Below are 19,190 nucleotides of genomic sequence, written 5' to 3'. Positions count from 1 at the left end.
CATCTTCCTTTGATACGGTTCCGGTCTTGCTCTCGCTCTGGTCCTTCTCGCCGCAACCCGGCAAGGCCCCCAGGGCCAGCAGCAGCGTTATTGCCAGTAATCCCCTTGCGAACAGTACTTTTCTCATTTGAAAACCTCCTTTTCAGTTATTTTTGCGTTGCCCGTTATGACCATAGTGTAATCGCCTTATTTACAATTGAGACAAAATAAGGAATGAAAAATATTCAGGCCTTACCTATTTAGGCGGCGGATTTATAGCGTCTTTGGCCCTTTGACAAAATTCTTAAGGCAGCCCTAACCGCCTTCGATGCCTGTGTCCCAATTTCATCACCAGCTTCGATAGCCCCACAGTGACTGCCTCCTTGGTTGCCTTACTGATATCGGTGCCGGCGTTGTCTGCCGCTTTGATGGCTCCCCCAGTGGCCGCAACAGCAGCCTTTGCCGCATCTTGCTCTTCCCGTAAACCTTCGATCTTTTAGCAATCCGGAATCTTCGCCACGATCTTCGCTTGATCCTCTTCGGCGTTAAGCAAAGGCATCTCTATGTCCCATTTTTTCAACTACGCATCAAAGTTATGGGAGGGCTGTGCGCGAGCCGGGTATTCTCACCTCGACCGAGTGTTCCTGGCGGTCGTCAATAAGGGGAATCGCCTTGTCGTGTCGTTCGACTCCATCAACGGTCACACTCGCCCCGCCTTTGTCTTGGCCAGTTTGCAGGACGTCGATGTGATAGACGGTCTCCCGATACCGGTAGTGCACCTTGAACGCCTCCCAACCCACAGGGATACAAGGCGCGACATACAGCTTGTCCACTTCCAGCCGCAGCCCAAGAAGTGATTCAACGATCAACCGGTACATCCATCCAGCCGAGCCTGTGTACCACGTCCATCCACCACGGCCGTTGTGCGGCGAGAGCGCATACACGTCGGCCGCGACGACGTAAGGTTCCACTTTGTAGGTCGCAATCGCCTCCGGAGACCTCGCATGGTTCACCGGGTTGATGATGGCCAACAGTTCCCACGCGCGGCGGCTGTCGCCCATTGCAGCGAACGCCATCGCCGCCCAGATCGCCCCATGAGTGTATTGCCCGCCATTCTCTCTCACGCCTGGGACATATCCTTTTATATAGCCGGGATTCAAACCCGACTTGTCGAACGGCGGATCCAGAAGTTGGACTAACCTGTGTTCGCGACGAACGAGGCGTCTATCCACCGCTTCCATGGCCAGGCGAGAGCGCCCGGCATCGCCCGCATCGGATAGAACAGACCAGCTTTGCGCAATCGAATCAATCTGGCATTCAGGATTACTCGCCGACCCAAGCGGTGAGCCGTCGTCGAAGTAGGCGCGGCGGTACCACCCTCCATCCCAGCCATTCTGCTCGAGATTCTGGCGCAGTTGGGTCGCCTCCCTCTGGCAACGTTCGACGAAAGATAGGTCACCCCGTGTGCGGGCAACCTCCGTGAACTGCATGAGCACTTCATAAAGGAAAAACCCCAACCAGACGCTTTCACCCTTGCCGTGTTCGCCCACCAGGTTCATACCATCGTTCCAGTCACCAGAGCCGATGAGGGGCAGGCCATGCCCACCTAGCCTGAGGCCCCTCAGGATGGCTCGCACACAGTGTTCGTACAAACTGGCTCTTTCTTCAGACCGGCCGGGCAGATCGTAATACGAGTCCTCCTCCGGGTCTACCGGGCGGCCTTCGATGAAGTGGACAGGCTCATCCAACACCCCGGTGTCCCCGGTGCTGATAACGTAACGGCATGTCGCGAGCGGCAGCCAGAGGTAATCATCAGAACAGTTGGTCCGCACACCCCGGCCCGAGGGAGGGTGCCACCAATGCTGGACGTCTCCCTCCCGGAACTGATGGGTCGCGCAGCGGAGTAGGTGCTCGCGCAAAAGGCTCGGCTCGGCGTGGACGAGCGCCATCCCGTCCTGCAACTGGTCCCGAAAACCGAAGGCGCCCCCCGGCTGGTAGGTGCCGCTCCGCGCCCAAAGCCGGCATGATAGAGTCTGGTACAAGAGCCAGCCGTTGGTCAGCACATCGAGGGAAGGGTCCGGTGTTTCCACCTGGACGGCGCCGAGCGTGTGATTCCAGTATTGCCACACCTCTTCGAGCGCCTGGTGCGCCGCGGCGGATCCCCGGAAGCGACGCGCAAGGTTGCGGGCATCATCGGCGTCCCGCCCCACGCCGAGCGTGAAGATGATTTCGCGCTCTTGCCCATCTTCCAACGCAAAGGGAACCTGGATCGCGGCGCAAGGATCCAAAGCGGCTCCCACCTTGCCGGAAAGCCGCGACCGAGTCATGGCAGCAGGACTTCGAAGCGTGCCGTTACGCCCAATAAACTCCGTCCGGTCGCCGCTAACGGTCCGAGTCGCATCGTCCACGTCGAAAAAGGCAACCCGGTCGGCAAATTCCGTGTTGTAAAGGTTCCGTGCGAAGAGCGTTCCGCTCCCGGGGTCGACTTCAGTGATTACGTGCATGGCCGATTTCGCCCGCAGGTCCCCCAGCACCCATTCCACGTATCCCGTTGCGGAGAGCCGGCGGGGTTGGCCGCACTCGTTGCGCACTTTCAACACCGTCAACTTGATCGGCGCGTCCAGGGCTACGTAAACCCATAGCTCGGAGCGGATACCCCGTTCCACGTGTTCGAAGACGCTGTAGCCAAATCCGTGCCTGCTGACATAAGGCGTCCCCCCACGGCCGGGCAGCGGCGTGGGGGACCAGAAGTGGCCCCTCTCTTCATCACGGAGGTAAAAGGCTTCTCCGCTCGAATCACTCACGGGATCGTTGGTCCAGGGGGTGAGACGAAACTCGTGGGCATTTTCGCTCCAAGTGCAGCCCAGGCCGCTCTCCGAGATGAGGGTCCCGAAGTATGGGTTCGCGAGCACATTCGCCCATGGTGCCGGTGTTACTTGCCCGTGCGCGGTCGTAATGACGTACTCGTGTCCATCCGTGGTGAATCCTCCCAACCCGTTGAAGAAGAGCAGATCGTGGCGAGGCAAAGCGACCTCTGGCGAGGGTTCGGGGCGGCGCGCTCGGTTTGGCGTAAGGCTCGGCACGGCTACTCCCCCAAGGCCGCGACGGCTGATCTGGTCCGTCAGGGCTCCCCGACTGTCACTGAAGATGGCCCGAGCGACCGTTTGGATAAGAACCCGATCCTCGTTGGAGATCTGGTCTGCAGGTCTTACAAAGATGCCGCCGGGTCGATCGGTCACGTTGGCTTCGAGACCGGCGGCAATCAGCCCCATAATCTGTTCGTGGAGGAGTTGTCGGTAGCCCGCGTGATCTTCGTTCCAGATCACCAGGTCCACCGCCAGTCCTTTTAAGCGCCAGTACGCGTGGGCCTGCACGAGTTGACGCACCAGCTGGATGTTGGCCGGGTCCCCAATTCGCAGCAGCACGATCGGCAAATCGCCGGAAATGGAGTAGCCCCATAACGCCGATTGGCCGCGGAGATTCTTCCTGAGAACGCTCGCATCGGCGCGCAGCGAGGAATTGGCGTAAAGGATTGAGCCGGCCATGCGTCCGTAGAGTTGTGCGTCGGCCTCGGTGGCATTGAGCTGTCGCAAAACCACCTGGCTATGTGACCACGCCAGATAGAAGACGCGATCTGCGAGACGCCGATCCTGGTATTTTTCGACCAGGCCCAGACACGCATCGCGCGTCTTGCCGATGCCGGAGACCATATTGATCGTCGCCGAATCTTCCGGGTCGAGGTTGATCTGGTACCGGATGGCGACAATCGGATCGAGCACGGAGCCCTCGCTGCCCGAAAGCGCCGCAGGCCCGCTCATTGCTTGCGGGTCGGCGACGGTGTTGCCGCGTCCGATGAACCGACTGCGGTCGGTTTCATAGGAAATTTCCCCGATCTCCACCCCATGCACGGCCATCAGGTGAAACATCCATGGGGTGGGTTCGCCGAGGGAGCGGGGCCGGCGAGAGCAGAGAATCGCCCGCTCCTGGCGGAGGATCTCTGTCTGAACAAAGAGATTGCTGAACGCCGGATGCAGGGCGTCCGCCGCCGGCGAGGCCAGAACGACTTCCGCGTAACTCGTGACTTCGATCGCCCGGCGCGTGCGAGAGCGGTTGGAGATCCGGATTCGGCGCAGCTCGATGTCATCCTCGGGCGAGACAGCGATTTCCGTATGGGTGTCGATTCCATGGGCACGGCAACGGAACTCTGCTCGCGCCTCCGAGAAAATCGCTTCGTATTTCTCCGAACCCTTGAGCGTGGGCTGATAGGCGGTCGACCAGTACTTGCCGCTCGTCACGTCTCGGAGGTAACAGAACGTGCCCCAGTTGTCACAGGTGCTGTCTTCGCGCCAGCGTGTGACTGCCAGGTCCTTCCAGCGGCTGTAGCCGCCTCCTGCGTTCGTGATCATCACGTGGTATTTCCCGTTCGAAAGCAACTGCACTTCCGGTATGGGGGTGTCCGGACTGCTGAAAACCCGCATCGGTATCTCCAAACCGCCGGGAGTCGTACGTACGTCGGAAAACTCGGCGGTGTGCCAATAGAGGGCTGTGGCCTTGGGAACCCGCTCCTGGAGCAACAGCGTCGTCGCCTGGAACATCGGATCTGACTCGAATCGCTTCTGCATCGGACGGTCCAGGAGCAGATAGGCCAGAGAGAGAAGGCTCATGCCCTCGTGATGGGACATGAACGACCGGACCACGGCGCTCTGTTTTCCGCGCGGCAGACGCGAAGGAGTGTAGTCGATCGCTTCGTAGAAGCCGTATGCTCCTTCCAGCCCTTCAGCGGCGAGTCGCTGTAGATTCAGGCACGCCTCCTCGGGTGCCACCATCAACGCCAGCGCCGAGGCATAGGGCGCAATGACCAAATCGTCGGCTAATCCCCTTTTGAGCCCCAAGCCGGGCACACCAAACGCCCGGTACTGGTAGTTGCTATGAACGTCGATCGCGTTGTAGCCGGATTCTGACATACCCCATGGTAGCCCTCGGCTCCTTCCATACGCGATCTGCCTCTCGACCGCGGCCTGGTAGGTCTGGTCGAGCAGCGTGTCTGCGTACGTCGGCATCACCAGGAGCGGCATGAGGTACTCGAACATCGAACCGCTCCAGGAAAGGAGAATCGGTTCTCCCCCGGCGGTGGTGAGCAGGCGCCCCAGTGCAAACCAGCTCTCCTGGGGCAGTTGTCCCTGAGCAATTGCCACGAAACTGGACAATCTCGCTTCCGATGCCAGCAGATCATAGTAACTCGAGTCAAGCCGGCGCTCCGCAACGTTGTAGCCGATAGCCAGCAGATGACGCTCCTTATCGAACAGGAAGTCATACTCCATATCGGCCAGTTCGCCGGTTTGCTGCACCAGACGTTCGATGGCGGCAATCCGCTCTTGAGCGCGGCTGCTCGCTTGGATTATGAGCCGGCGAATCTGTCCCAACCGTTCCCTCTTCCCGGGAGTGGTGCCCGAGCCGAGGCGATCTTCGATGGCCGGCAGCAACTCCACCTCAAATCTCGCCAGTTCGCGCAGCGTGGGGACCTCATCGAGGCGGGGAAACCCGCTTAACCTGTCCGGAGAGGCCTGCAGCAAGGTCCACGGCACGAGAAACGTCAGCTCATCGAGGGCGCTCTGGCATTGCCGAGCGAGGGCATGTGTCCATCCCATCGTTTGGCTCCCGGGGTCAGTCTCGAGGCTTTTTTTCACCTCCTTGACGGCCGTCGTCAACTGGTCGAGGTAGAGGTGCGTCCCTGCGAGCGTAGTTGGCAGGGAAGCGGAGGGGGACGTCAGATCTTTCTGAAGTTGAGAGAGCAGGGTCGCAGCGGCCCCTCCCGCAGCGTCCACGACAATCCGCAGGGTGTCGTTAAGCCCGTCAAACCATTGCGCTCCCAAGATCCGGTAACCGGGAAGGGCGAGGAGACCCTGCCGCAAGGTCAGCAGATGGGCCGCGAGGTTCCCGCTGTCCACCGTCGAAATGTACGTGGGAGGCAACGCTTTCAGAGACTGCGTGTCGTACCAGTTGTAGAAGTGGCCCCGGTGGCGTTCCAGGGCTTCCATTGTATGGAAGGCCTTTGCCGTGCGCTCGATGAGTTGTCTTGCCGTGATGTAGCCGAAGTCGTAAGCCGACAAATTCGCCAGGAGCGCTAGTCCCATGTTGGTAGGCGACGTGCGATGCTCGACCACGGGAGCGGAATGCTCTTGATAGTTATCCGGTGGCAGCCAATGATCTTCCGGGCCGACGAAAGCCTCGAAAAACGCCCAAGTCTTTCGGGAAAGTTTCCGCAGAAACAGGGTCTGGTCAGCCGTCAGCCTTGCTCCACGGCGTACGAGTGGTCGGCTGCTCCACCATGCAATCGCGGGGGAGGCAAACCAGAGGACCAGAATAGGCCCAGCCACGGCGAGCGCGGCCGGCCTCGATACGAACAGATAAATTCCCGCAGCAGCGGCCAGGACGGGGGCAATCCACATTGTCCGCCAGGATGCGACGAGGTCTGTGCGGCCTTGGCAATCCGCGTCGTTCGAAGGATTCCACTGCAGAAGTCGTTTATGGGTGACCCACATTCGCCAGGCCGTGCGCACAATCGCATCCAGACTGAAGAAAGCCTCATAGGGAAGACAGGTGAAAGTAAAGGCCGCCTGAGCGGAGTGTCGGCCGGCCGAGCGCACCGTGGCAGCGAGATGCTGACGCAGCAGCACATCGCCAGGCTTCTGAAACAGATCCATAAGAGACGCAATCCAGAGGGGAATCAGGATGGTTCCGATTACGGCGAGGGTCCATAGCCACGCCGGGCGCAAGACCGTCCAACCGAGGAGCAACAGCAAAATCAAAGCCACCGATACGAGGCTTCGCCGAAGATTGTCGAAAATCTTCCATCGGGACAACCCGGAGAGCGGGTTCTTACGGGGGTTTCCCTCGACGCCGGGAACGCCCGGCAGCAGCCAGCGGACAATTTGCCAATCCCCGCGGATCCAGCGGTGCCGGCGGCTCACGTCCGCGAGGTAGCGGGATGGATATTCCTCATACAACGGTACATCGCTCAACAGCCCCACCCGTGCATAGCATCCCTCCACAAGGTCATGACTGAGGATCCGGTTCTCAGGAAACCTCCCCTTGAGGGCCCGCTCGAAGGCATCGACATCATAGATCCCCTTGCCGATGAATGAGCCTTCGTGGAACACGTCCTGGTAGACATCGGAGACCACCCGGGTATACGGGTCGATACCCGGCTCACTCCCGAACAACTGGGCGTATCGCGACCGATTCGCAGCTGGCAGGCTCACTGCCACGCGCGGCTGAAGGATGCCGTACCCCTCATCGATCCTCTGTCGGTCTTCGTCGTACCGCGCCCTATTCAGCGGATGCGCCATGGCTCCCACAAACTGACAGGCCGAATCGCGGGGGAGCTTCGTATCCGTGTCAAGGGTGATCACATACTTCACGCTCGATAGGGCGGCAATATTCCCAACGATGAGGGAGAAGCGATCTTTCGCGCCGCCGCGCAGAAGCGAATTCAAATCCGCCAGCTTTCCTCGCTTCCGCTCGTAACCCATCCAGATTTGCTCCTGCGGATTCCAGCGGCGTGGACGATGAAAAAGGAAGAACGTGTCGGCTTTTGGGCCTCGGTACTTTTCGTTCAACCCTTGGATTCTCTTTTGGGCTAGCCGTAACAAAGGTTCGTTCTCCGAAAGCGTTTCCTCAGGCGCGTCCTGGAAATCCGTCAGCAGACCGAAGTGCAGGTGCTCGTCCCGATTCGCCAGAAACCGAACCTCCAGTGCCTCGACCAGATCCTCAATGTTTTTAGCGCTCGTGAGCATCGTCGGGATCACGGTCAAGGTACGAGATTCCGGAGGAATTCCTCCAGAAAAATCCATTCGCGGCAGCAGGCGCGGCGTCGCCAGTAATGTCGCCAGCCAATTCACCAGCGCCACCGCCAGATGGCTTGCGCTCAGCAGCAAGGGAACACCGATCAGTGCGAGTAGCCAAACAGGCACCCCACTGGCATCCGCTTTCGCCAGAAAGACACCGGTAAAAATCGCCGTGATTAGAAAATTTGTGCCAAGATAGAGGAGCAAAGGAGACTGGCAGATCCTTCGCTGAATAGCCTCAGGGGCGGAGAGGCGGACCTCCGCCGATCGTTCGAGCTGTAGCAGTCCCTTGTCGATCAGGTAGAACCCGACATGAGCTGCTCGATCGTCCCTGTTATCCTTGGCTGCAGCTTCGCGGGCCAATCGGATCGCTTCGCAGGCTACATCGCTTTCGGATCGTCGGCTGCTTTTCGCGATCTTTTCCACCACGTGACGGTAGAGATCGCGGGTGGCAAAATCCATTTTTTCGTACACTTCTCCAGGATCCTGCCGCAGGGTCTGTTCGACAGTGCTCATTGTCTCGACGAACTCGCGCCAGTCCATCGCTCCCAGAAATCGGAGGCTTCCGATGCTGTTGCTTACCGAAACCTGTTCGGCGGCCTGTTGCCGGTTCTCCGCCTGCACCAACTGCTCAATCGTCAGGCCGGATTCCGAGAGCCTCTGCTCAATCCAGGTGAGCGGCAAGGCCAACGCGGGGCCCTGTCCCTGCAACCGGCGCGCAAATTCCGCGACAAACGAACCCACCAGCGGCGGGTTCGACCGCGCCATATCCGCGATCGAGAGGATCAGGCTCTTGGGGTCTTTCTCCGCCATCCCCGTCATCTGATCCGCCCAGTAGTCGGCGCGGTTGCGGTCGGTCCGGTCAGCGGCGATGCGGGCTCCAACGCGACGGAGATTTTCGATCAGGGCCAGGCGCAGCATGATCGGAACGGCCCACAATTCGCCTAATTTTAGGACGGTCACCGTCTGGTAAGCGGCTACGAAACTGCTGAGATTTTCCGGGTCCACTCGCCCATCGCCGTGCGAGATAACCTCCAGCGCGATGTCGTACGCGCGCGGAAGCCCGGCCGATGAGCCATTCAGCAAGCGCGGCAATCCCCGGCTGTACCCCTTGGGCAAGTGTCGCCTGGCCATACGAATCTGTTCTTCGATCAGATAGAAGTTGTCGAGCAGCCATTCTTCGGCAGGTGCAATCCGGCGTTTCGCCTTGACCGCCGTTGTCAATAGATTGCAGGCTCCGATCAAGACGCCTTCATTCTCAGCCAGACGCGTCAGGAGTCGGTCCGAAGCCCGTCCCAAACTCAGCGTGTGCGAGTCCGCCAGCGCTTTGCCGTGCCGCTTCATCTGTTCGCTGCTGAACAGTTCCGATCGCAGCAGCGGCTCGTCGCCGGCATACTCTTGTGCCAAGCCGGTTCTGCCGAGACGCATCCACAAATGGGACAGGGTCCGGAGAATCCTCTTGCCGCTCACTCTCACTCTTTGTGTCTCCTTCTCTTGACATGCCATGATCTGGGCACGGCATGTGGACTTTGTCGAAAAATATTATTTCACCTAAAGGGGCTTCATCAAGCGGACCCTCTCTGAATGAACCCGCTCATCTTGTGGCCGGGCATCAATCCCAGCGGCCAAAGAATTAAGAGAATCACAGATATGGTTCAAAAGCGTGTTCGAGGCCTTTCTGAAGATAGCACCAGGATGCAGCCGTCTTAAATACGCTATTCTACAAGTTCATCTTCTTTTCCACTTCCAGCACCTCGAGAGTAACCTTCATTTTGCAGAATCCGGGTGGTCGCGTCGATCAAAGGGATAAACTATTGTCTTTGATGATTGAGGCCTTCCTCGTGGAACAAGCCCCATTGAAGATCATTTCCATCAATACAGGTCTTCTGATGGCATGGCGGGTGTCGAGGAGCTATCTTTTTTCGGCTTTTCAGCAACCATTGCCTCCGTGGTCATGAGAAGGCCGGCCACGGATGCGGCATTCTGAAGCGCAAACCGTGTTACCTTGGTCGGATCCACAATGCCGGCCTTCATAAGATCTTCGTACGTCCCAGTTTCGGCATTGAATCCAAAATTTCCTTCTCCCTCCATAACGCGCTGGACCACCACAGAGGCCTCAAAGCCGGCATTTTGGGAAATCTGCCTCACAGGCTCCTCAAGGGCACGTTTAATGAGGTTCGCCCCAAGCTGCTCCTCCCCGGGGAATTGACCCTTTTTGAGAACCTTCAGGGCACGCACATAAGCAACGCCGCCACCGGGAACGACGCCCTCCTCCACGGCTGCGCGAGTCGCATTGAGGGCATCTTCCACCCTGTCCTTTTTTTCCTTCATTTCAGTTTCCGTGGCAGCGCCTACATTGATAACGGCCACGCCCCCGATCAATTTTGCCAGGCGCTCCTGAAGCTTTTCCCTGTCATAGTCGCTGGTCGTTTCTTCAATTTGAACTCTGATCTGTTTTACGCGACCTTCCAGTTCCTTGCGCGCGCCGCCCCCATCGATGATCGTTGTGTTATCTTTGTCCACAGTAATCCGTTTGGCAGTGCCCAGGTCTTTCAGGGTAATGCTTTCCAGCTTGACGCCCAAATCCTCACTGATCACCCGGCCGCCGGTCAGTATGGCGATATCTTCCAGCATGGCCTTTCGCCTGTCGCCAAAGCCGGGCGCCTTGACAGCCGCACAATGCAGAGTCCCTCTCAACTTGTTTACCACCAGGGTAGCCAGAGCCTCCCCCTCCACGTCCTCTGCAAGGATCAAGAGAGGTTTTCCACCCCTTGCAACCTGCTCTAGAATGGGAAGCAGGTCTTTCATGGTACTGATCTTCTTTTCGTTTAAAAGGACATAGGGTTCCTCGAGGGCAACTTCCATCTTCTCGGGGTCTGTCACAAAGTACGGGCTCAGGTAGCCCCTGTCGAACTGCATACCCTCAACGACCTTCAGAGTGGTTTCCATCACCTTGGCTTCCTCTACGGTAATTACACCCTCCTTGCCCACCTTTTCCATGGCATCGGCGATAATGTCCCCGATGGTGCGGTCGTTGTTTGCCGATATTGTGCCGACCTGAGAGATCTCTTTTCTGTCTTTTGTGGGTTTGGACATCTTTTTCAGTTCTTCAACCACCATATCAACGGCCTTGTCAATGCCCCGCTTGATGGGCATGGGGTTGCCGCCCGCTGCCAAAAGCTTAACTCCTTCGCGGTAGATGGCCTGTGCCAGGATTGTCGCCGTGGTTGTGCCGTCCCCGGCGACGTCTGATGTCCGGGAAGCCACTTCCTTGACCATCTGTGCACCTATGTTTTCAAACTTGTCTTCCAGTTCGATCTCCTTGGCAACGGTCACCCCGTCCTTGCTGATCTTGGGGGAACCCCAGGATTTTTCAATGAGGACATGCCGACCTTTCGGCCCGAGGGTCACCTTCACCGCGTCGGCGAGGATGTCCACACCTCTCAGCATCTTCTCTCTTGCCTTTGCGCCATAGTTAATCTCTTTTGCTGCCATTGCTTAAGACCTCCTTCAATCACTTTCCATGATACCCAGGATATCATCCTCTCTCATAATGAGATGTTCCACCCCATCGACCTTGATTTCATTTCCCGCATATTTGCCGAAAAGTATACGATCGCCTTTCTTGACTTCCAGGGGAATCCGTTTTCCGTTTTCATCCCATTTTCCGGGACCGGCCGCTACGATCTTTCCTTCTTGTGGTTTTTCCTTGGCCGTATCCGGAATGACGATCCCGCCGGCGGTCTTTTCCTTCTCCTCAATTCCGACAACAAGCACCCTGTCGCTTAATGGCCTTATTTTCATGATTATCCTCCGATCTGCAATGGTTATGGGAAACTGAACTGGGTACGGCACTATTCCGCAGGGGTTTTCCCCAGCATCTTTCTCAGTTCCTCCCCCTGCACAACTTCCTTCTGGGAAACGAGTTTGGCCAGGTCATCCAAAATAGTGCGGTGAGCGCTCAGGATTCCTTGCACCCTTTGATGCGCCTGCTCGATCACCAGGGAAATTTCTTCATCTATCTGGCCGGCTTTCTCTTCACTGTAGGTTTTACCGGGAGCAAAACTTTCCGGGAGGAACAGAGGCTGACGAGCGCGCTCATAGGTCACCAATCCCATGCGATCGCTCATGCCGTATTCCGTGACCATGGACCGGGCAATGTCCGTAGCCCGCTGCAGGTCGTTTTGCGCCCCTGTGGAGATTTCTCCGAAAACCAGTTCCTCCGCCACCCTGCCTCCTAAAAGAACGGCCAGCCTGTCCAGCAGCTCCGAACGGGTCATCAGGTAGCGATCCTCCGTGGGTTGCTGCTGGGTATATCCGAGCGCCGCGATCCCTCGGGGAATAATGGAGATTTTGTGCACTGGGTCGGCATGATCCACAGACTCGGCGACAATCGCGTGTCCGGACTCATGAAAGGCGACTATTTCCTTCTCCTGGGCATTCATCACCCGGTTCTTTTTCTCCAGACCCCCAACCACTCGGTCTATTGCGTCGTCGAACTCAGCCGGCCCGACCGTTTCCTTGTTTTTCCGGGCAGCCAGCAGGGCTGCCTCATTGATGAGGTTGGCCAGATCGGCTCCCACAAAGCCGGGGGTACGTCCTGCGACCTTGCGGAGATCCACATCGGGGGCTAGGAGAACATTCTTGGAATGGATTTTCAGGACGGCTTCCCGCCCGTTGATATCCGGCCGGTCTACCAGGACCTGCCGATCAAAACGCCCAGGGCGCATCAAGGCAGGATCCAGAATTTCCGGACGGTTGGTGGCGGCCATGATGATGACCCCTTTGTTCGTCTCGAATCCATCCATCTCAACCAGGAGCTGGTTAAGCGTCTGCTCTCGTTCATCATGCCCACCCATAACATTCATTCCCCGGGCTTTCCCCAGCGCGTCCAGTTCATCAATGAAGATGATGCAGGGGGCCTGGCTCGCGGCCTGGGCAAAAAGATCGCGGACACGGGCGGCTCCCACACCCACGAACATCTCCACAAACTCAGATCCGCTGATGCTGAAGAAAGGGACTTTTGCCTCCCCGGCCACAGCCCTTGCCAGAAGGGTTTTGCCGGTCCCGGGAAGGCCGACCAGAAGGACCCCTTTAGGAATTCTCCCTCCCAGTTTCTGGAATTTCCCCGGATTACTCAGAAATTCAACCAGCTCCTGAAGCTCTTCTTTGGACTCATCGATCCCGGCCACATCGACGAAAGTGACCTTGGTCTCATTCTCGGCAAACATCTTCGCTTTACTTTTGCTAAAAGACATAACCCCCATCCCCGGCCCCATCTTCTTCATGGCGAATCGCCAGATGAAGAAGAAAATGGCGATAGGGATGACCCAGGAAAGAATGCTGCTCAGGAATTTACTCTCATAATGTCCTGAGTAACTGACCTTGTGTTCATCCAGATCCTTCACCAGGCTGGGATCATCCACCCGAAGGGTCGTAAACTTTTTGCCCGGCGTTCCCTTCAGCGTTCCATTGATATTTTCCGGGCCGATGATCAATTTATCCAACTGGTCTTGAGCAATGTATTGCTTAAATTGGCTGTAGGGGATCGTTTCCACTTTTGAAGAAAAATAGTATTGCTGCAGGTAGGAGAACAAAAGGAAGGCCAGCAGGATATACCAGATGCTGAAACGAGCCTTCGGGGGCAAGGCATCCCTCTTTTTCTGGGGGTCTCCGGGACCGAACATTGAACGAAGCTTATCTATGAAATGATCCCCCGGTTCATTATTTTCATTCAGTGGCATTATCTTTTTCCTTTTTGTTCAACCGATTCAAATGGACATACTTACGCATCGCCGCAATCATCTCGCCCCCTTCTTCCTAACTCAGACAAACATTTTCGGAATCTGCGGAATCCTTACCCCTACGCTTACCTGATCTCTTTCTCTGGGCGCCAGCGCTCCTTGGATTGTCCTTTGAAGATCTTCCAGTGAAAAGGGTTTGAATATGACTGAGTCAACAGAAGCACTTTCCAGCTTCTTCCTATCTGTCTTCAGAAAGATTAATGGTTAAAGCTTCTGTCTTTTTACTCCACTTTGACCTCGATGACTCTCGGTTTTGCCTTCTCAGTCTTCTGAATATGGAGATTCAGCATGCCGTCCTTGAAGGAAGCCTTGATTTTGGTTTCATCCACATTGTCAGGCAACGTAAAGCTACGGGTGAAGCTCCCGTAAGATCGCTCGACTCGATGGAACTTTTTCCCTTTCTCTTCTTTTTCCTGTTTTCTCTCTCCCCGAATCGTCAGGACACCATTGTCTACAGTAATTTTGACGTCATCCTTATTGACCTCGGGAATTTCCGCCTTGATCGCGAATGCCTCGTCGGTCTCAGCGATGTCTACCCGGGGAACCCAGTCGCCTGTTGCGATGACCTCTTGGCTTCCAGCCTGAGGTTGCCCCACAGCTCTCGTGTAGCGGTCGAACCTGTCAGCAATCTCTCGCCACGGATCCCATGTTACCAGTGCCATAATGCACTTCCTAATTTACGGTATTTGGTTTACCCCACTGGAGAGCCCCGCATTCAGGCCATCAGGAATCTGGTTGTTCTTTCTCTAGCTCCAACCATTTTTTCAGAACGCAAAAATCTTTATAAGGTAATCCGCATATGAATTACCCTTAACAGCCAGCTCATTTTTTGATAAGAATTTCAAGCCCATCGGCACATGCTTGGCTCACATCATAGTCAGCCTTTTTCTGCCCGGGCATTTTGTCCCAGCCCCCTTTTTCAATAAATTTAGCTCGCTTCCATGAATCCAATTCCGCTAATTCTTTGAGTTTCTCCTCATGATTCGGTTGCTTCATAAATTGGGCGACGCAGATCGCTGCCTGACTCGCCAAGACCGCTTCTTGAGTCATCGTTTTGGTCGTGCCGGCGGTCGTCCACCCTCCCCATGTAAAACCGATGATCATTACGACGACTGCCCCAACAATAAGACCCCAACCTCCATGCTTCAGTTTTCCTGCAGTTTCCGTTTTCATTGATAATACCTCCTTGAATTATGTTGTAATGTTTTTGCCTACGATCACCTTGCTGCCAATGAGTTGGATGAGGTCATCGGCCCTGCTGGCAACTGACCGTTTTTCCCCACTGAAGATCATTTCCACAATTTATCATTTCACAATTGTCTCGCCGCCCGAGTCGGGCAAGGCGTTGTATATTTCCTGGATGCCATTGGCTTCCGCAATGCCTTTGGCCTAGATGGCTTTCGGACTCACTGAGCAATCTTCAATTTGCAGATTTTGCGGAAATGATAGCCATAAATCGCAAGCGTAATAGTCAGCGGGAGCATTTTAGGCCGGCAAAAAAGAGTCCAGATCATGATCTTCCAGTATTCGAATCGCTCCCGGCCGAAAATACCCAGGCGGAAGCTTGAACGCAAGACCGCCAGCAAACGTTGAAACTCCAGAGGGGTCCTCACCTTTGGTCTCTTATACTCCCGGAGAAAGGTCATCGCCCGTTTATAGTAATGCTCGGGTGAGTAAATGTGCTGCATCAGGTTTCCGTATCCTTCGCGCAATACATCAAACCCCATTCTGGGAAGAATGTTGGTCGTGCCGTCTGCGTTGTCTCCGGAGATACAGTCGATCAGGCGGTCCTCTTTCCTCATACGTTCATAGAGCCTTGTGCCGGGTGGGGCGTTCAGTAGGCCCACCATGGCCGTCACGATGCCGCTCTTCTGGATAAAGTCGATCTGCCGCTGAAAGATGGATGGCGTGTCACTGTCAAAGCCGACAATGAAGCCACCGGTCACTTGCAGCCCGGCCCGCTGCATACGCTTTACACTCTCCAGGAGGTCTCGGTTCTTGTTCTGCTTTTTGTTGCATTCAGCCAGGCTTTCTTCATTGGGCGTTTCGATTCCGATGAAGACCGCATCAAAACCCGCTTGGACCATCATTTCCATCAGCAGCTCGTCATCGGCCAGGTTGACCGAAGCCTCTGTGTTGAAAGGGACTCCCTTCCTGCCTTTCTGCCACTGGATGAGTGCCGGCAGGAGATAATTCTTCAGATAACCTTTGTTGCCGATAAAGTTATCATCCACAAAAAAGACCTGTCCACGCCACCCTTGATCGTAAAGACCATCCAGCTCAGCAGTAATCTGCTCGGCTGTTTTGATGCGGGGGCGATGCCCGAATAGTGCGGTTACGTTACAGAAATCACAATTGAATGGACAGCCACGCGAAAACTGAATGCTCATCGAGGCATACTGTTTGAAATCCATCAATTCCCACAGGGGAGCAGGTACTTTACGAATGTCGCAAAACTCCGATGTCTCGTAGATGTGCTGAGCGCATCCCTTCTCCAGATCCGCCAGAAAGGGGGGGAGGGTCAGTTCGGCCTCATTCAGCACAAAATGGTCCACACCCTCAAATTGATCGTATTCGTTGGTGAAGAGCGGCCCACCAGCTATGACCTTGATATTCGCCTCCTTACACCGGCCAATGATCTCACGTGCCGATTCTCTTTGCACAACCATGCCGCTGATAAAAGCGCAATCAGCCCATGCTAGGTCTTTTTCAGTGAGCTTTTCCACATTCACATCAACCAGCTTCTTAGGCCATACTTTGGGCAGCATCGCTCCTATCGTCAGAAGACCCAGGGGAGGCAAAGCCGCCCTTTTGTGAATGAATCTGAGGGCATATTTGAAACTCCAGAAGGTAGCCGGGTACTCCGGATAGATCAGCAAGGTTTTCATACGCTTTCCTTTCTTATATCAATAATGATCCCTGGTCATTTCGGGATGGTCTTCAGGAACCGGTAATAGTCGGAATCGGTTCCAAGAATAACAGAGGCGTTCTTATACGCAGCATCTTTGTAGGTCTCCAGGGTCTTGAAAAAGGCGTAGAAGGCAGGATCCTGACCGTAAGCGTCTCCATAGATCCTGGTTGCCTCTGCATCCGCCCCTCCCCGGATCTCTTCGGCCGTCCGGTATGCGCCCGAGATGATGGATTTCAGCTCCTTCTCCATCTGGCCGAGAATCTCTGCCTTTTTGCCCTCTCCCTCCGATCGAAACTGGGCGGCCTTGCGCTTTCTTTCCGACACCATCCGTTCGTACACCTTCTTACGGACTTGCTCGACATAGTTAATCCGCTTGATGCGCACATCGACCAGTTTCATACCAAAGGCGGGCATAGCCTTCGACGCCTCGGCCAGAATTGCGCGGGTGATCTTTTCTCTCCCCAGGCGAACGGTTTCCGGGGCGGTTGCTTCACCCTGGAACGGGGAGAGGACCTTGCCTTCCACATTCTCCACGCTCGGCATCTCGTTTGTGGTCCGGACGAGCTCCACCAGAGGATTCGCCGAGACATAATCCCTGAGAACAGCGTCAATGATGTCATCCAACTTGGCGTATGCCTGAGTGTACGTACCAAGAACCTCCAGGAATTTCTGTGCGTCCACGATTCGCCACCGGGCCGTTGTATCGACATAGATAAACCGTTTGTCCCGGGTGGGTATCTCTTTGGGATCTCCATCCCACCTCATAATCCGCTTCTCATAGCGATGGATGTCCTGAATGAAGGGAATCTTGAAATTGAGACCCGCCTCGGTCTTTGGTTTTCCAACCGGTCTTCCAAACTGGGTGATCACCACCTGTTCCCATTCGTTGACCGTGTAAAAGGCGCCCGAAAACAAGAGGATCAGAAAGATAACGATCACAACGCCAATGAAAGCTCCCATTCGTCTCATTTAGCCTCACCCCCCTTTGTTACCTGCTGATTGAGTTGGAGCAACGGCAGAAGGCCTTTCTGTTTACTGTCGATAATGTAGATCTGCTTAGCATTGGGCAGGATCGTCTGATAGGCCTCCAGGTAGAGGCGCTGTTTGGTGACTTCTTTCGAATTTCGGTATTCTTTGAGAACAGCCGAGAACCTGGCTACATCACCCTTGGCGTGGTTCACCCGCTCGAGCGCGAATCCCCGGGCCCCGTTGATCGCTCTTTCCGCTTCTCCCTTAGCTTGTGGAATCTGTCTGTTATACGTCTCCTGGGCCTCGTTAATGAGTCTCTCCTTTTCCTGCTGTGCCTCGTTTACCTCATTGAAGGCGCCTTTTACAGGATCGGGTGGAACCACGTTTTGGAGTCTCACGTTGACGACTCGAATTCCGGTTTCATACTCATCGAGAATCTTCTGAAGCTCCTCCTGGGCCATTTTGTTCACCTCTTCCCGGTTTTGTAGAACATAGTCAAAGCTCCTGTTCCCCACGATGCGCCGATTCACCGATTCGCTGATATCCCTGAGTGTCATAATAGGGTCTTGTACGTTGAAAAGGTATTTTCGGGGGTTTTCCCTCCGGAACTGGATGATCCACTCCACATCGATAACGTTCAGGTCCCCGGTAAGCATGAGAGATTCTCGCTCCTCCGCGGCACCCTTTTCATACTGGGTCCGAATACCGGGGCGGACGCTTTTGAAACCAAAACTCTCCGTGTCTACCTGTTCCGTGTGCACCTTGAAAACCGTGTCCACACCAAAGGGGATTTTGAAGTGAAGACCTGGCATAACCAGACCAACATAGTTGCCAAATCGCAGAAGGACCCCCTGGTGACCGGGGGCAATGGTGTAAAAGGCGGTATAAGCCACGATAATCCCGAGAACAATGACGATCACTATAAGCCAAAGGGGCTTTCTTCCCTTCCCGAGGCTCAGTGAATCTCCCACCTTCTTGATCATTTCGGAAAGATCTGGGGGACCCTCTTGCCGGCCTCCTGGATTATTTTCCCACGACATAATTATTCTCCTTTTCAGTAGCAGTGATTTTCAGAGGGTTCCCTGTTCCTGAGGGCATTGACGACCTCCACCCCTTCCGAACGGGAGATCGTATGGATTTTCATTTCCAGAGGTTTGGTTAAAAGACTCCTGGTCCCGAGCAAAACACTGAATCTTTCGGATCGTATATGACGGACCAGTTCTGCACGTTTCTGCCGCTCCTCAATGAGATAGAAAACTGTTTTACGATTGATATCGCAAAAAGCGTCATAGCTCAGGCACCCCTTCTCCTTTCTCGCAGCCGCACTCATCGAGAGAAGTGTCTGCATCACATCTAACTTTTTTCCCACGAGTGCCTTCATTGAAATCCTCACAATAATCACGACAACCCCTCTTTTCGTGAAAGTCCGACCTGCGGTTCAGGTCACGCCACATGCCCAAACTCAGAGATATCTCAGCCCTGTCCGCCGGCTAGAAAATTAGATGTTGTGTTGTATTAATAGCTGTACAAGCTTCGTGCCACACCTAGGCAGCCAACAAATACTTTTTTATCTTATTGATTTCAAAAGAATATTTTCCTCGAGAAACCCTTGGGGAAGTCACGAATGGAAATGAATATCTGGTCACATTTGACCATTGCTCATATATGGGCACCTTTTTT

At 55.3% G+C, this 19,190-nt stretch carries 10 protein-coding genes; all 10 read right to left on the bottom strand.

Annotation, left to right across the window (positions count from 1 at the left end):
- Nucleotides 1-572: 572 nt before the first annotated feature.
- A complete protein-coding gene (locus tag LJE94_18435) occupies nt 573-9,254 on the bottom strand; it encodes a cyclic beta 1-2 glucan synthetase (GenBank protein MCG6912076.1) in 8,682 nt (2,893 codons plus the stop codon).
- Nucleotides 9,255-9,698: 444 nt separating this feature from the next.
- Nucleotides 9,699-11,321, bottom strand: a complete 1,623-nt coding sequence (gene groL / locus LJE94_18430; protein MCG6912075.1) for a chaperonin GroEL — start codon at nt 11,319-11,321, stop codon at nt 9,699-9,701.
- A gap of 15 nt (nt 11,322-11,336) precedes the next feature.
- The gene (gene groES, locus LJE94_18425) at nt 11,337-11,630 is read right to left on the bottom strand and encodes a co-chaperone GroES (protein MCG6912074.1); all 294 of its coding nucleotides are present in this window, start codon (nt 11,628-11,630) and stop codon (nt 11,337-11,339) included.
- A gap of 50 nt (nt 11,631-11,680) precedes the next feature.
- Complete coding sequence (gene ftsH / locus LJE94_18420; GenBank protein MCG6912073.1) at nt 11,681-13,513, bottom strand: ATP-dependent zinc metalloprotease FtsH; 1,833 nt, start codon at nt 13,511-13,513, stop codon at nt 11,681-11,683.
- A gap of 338 nt (nt 13,514-13,851) precedes the next feature.
- The gene (locus LJE94_18415; GenBank protein MCG6912072.1) at nt 13,852-14,295 is read right to left on the bottom strand and encodes an Hsp20/alpha crystallin family protein; all 444 of its coding nucleotides are present in this window, start codon (nt 14,293-14,295) and stop codon (nt 13,852-13,854) included.
- A gap of 157 nt (nt 14,296-14,452) precedes the next feature.
- Nucleotides 14,453-14,803: a hypothetical protein gene (locus LJE94_18410; GenBank protein MCG6912071.1), complete on the bottom strand. Its 351-nt coding sequence runs from the start codon at nt 14,801-14,803 to the stop codon at nt 14,453-14,455.
- A gap of 233 nt (nt 14,804-15,036) precedes the next feature.
- Nucleotides 15,037-16,518: a DUF4070 domain-containing protein gene (locus LJE94_18405; GenBank protein ID MCG6912070.1), complete on the bottom strand. Its 1,482-nt coding sequence runs from the start codon at nt 16,516-16,518 to the stop codon at nt 15,037-15,039.
- Between the two features lie 35 nt (nt 16,519-16,553).
- Nucleotides 16,554-17,510: a protease modulator HflC gene (gene hflC / locus LJE94_18400; GenBank protein ID MCG6912069.1), complete on the bottom strand. Its 957-nt coding sequence runs from the start codon at nt 17,508-17,510 to the stop codon at nt 16,554-16,556.
- Nucleotides 17,507-18,550: an FtsH protease activity modulator HflK gene (gene hflK, locus LJE94_18395; GenBank protein ID MCG6912068.1), complete on the bottom strand. Its 1,044-nt coding sequence runs from the start codon at nt 18,548-18,550 to the stop codon at nt 17,507-17,509. The genes hflC and hflK overlap by 4 nt, the downstream gene beginning before the upstream one ends.
- A gap of 14 nt (nt 18,551-18,564) precedes the next feature.
- The gene (locus LJE94_18390; protein MCG6912067.1) at nt 18,565-18,891 is read right to left on the bottom strand and encodes an antibiotic biosynthesis monooxygenase; all 327 of its coding nucleotides are present in this window, start codon (nt 18,889-18,891) and stop codon (nt 18,565-18,567) included.
- Nucleotides 18,892-19,190 lie beyond the last annotated feature (299 nt).

Source organism: Deltaproteobacteria bacterium, assembly GCA_022340465.1.
GTDB lineage: Bacteria > Desulfobacterota > Desulfobacteria > Desulfobacterales > B30-G6 > JAJDNW01.
Note: the sequence above shows the minus strand (reverse complement) of the source record. Positions and strands in the feature narration are given on the sequence as shown.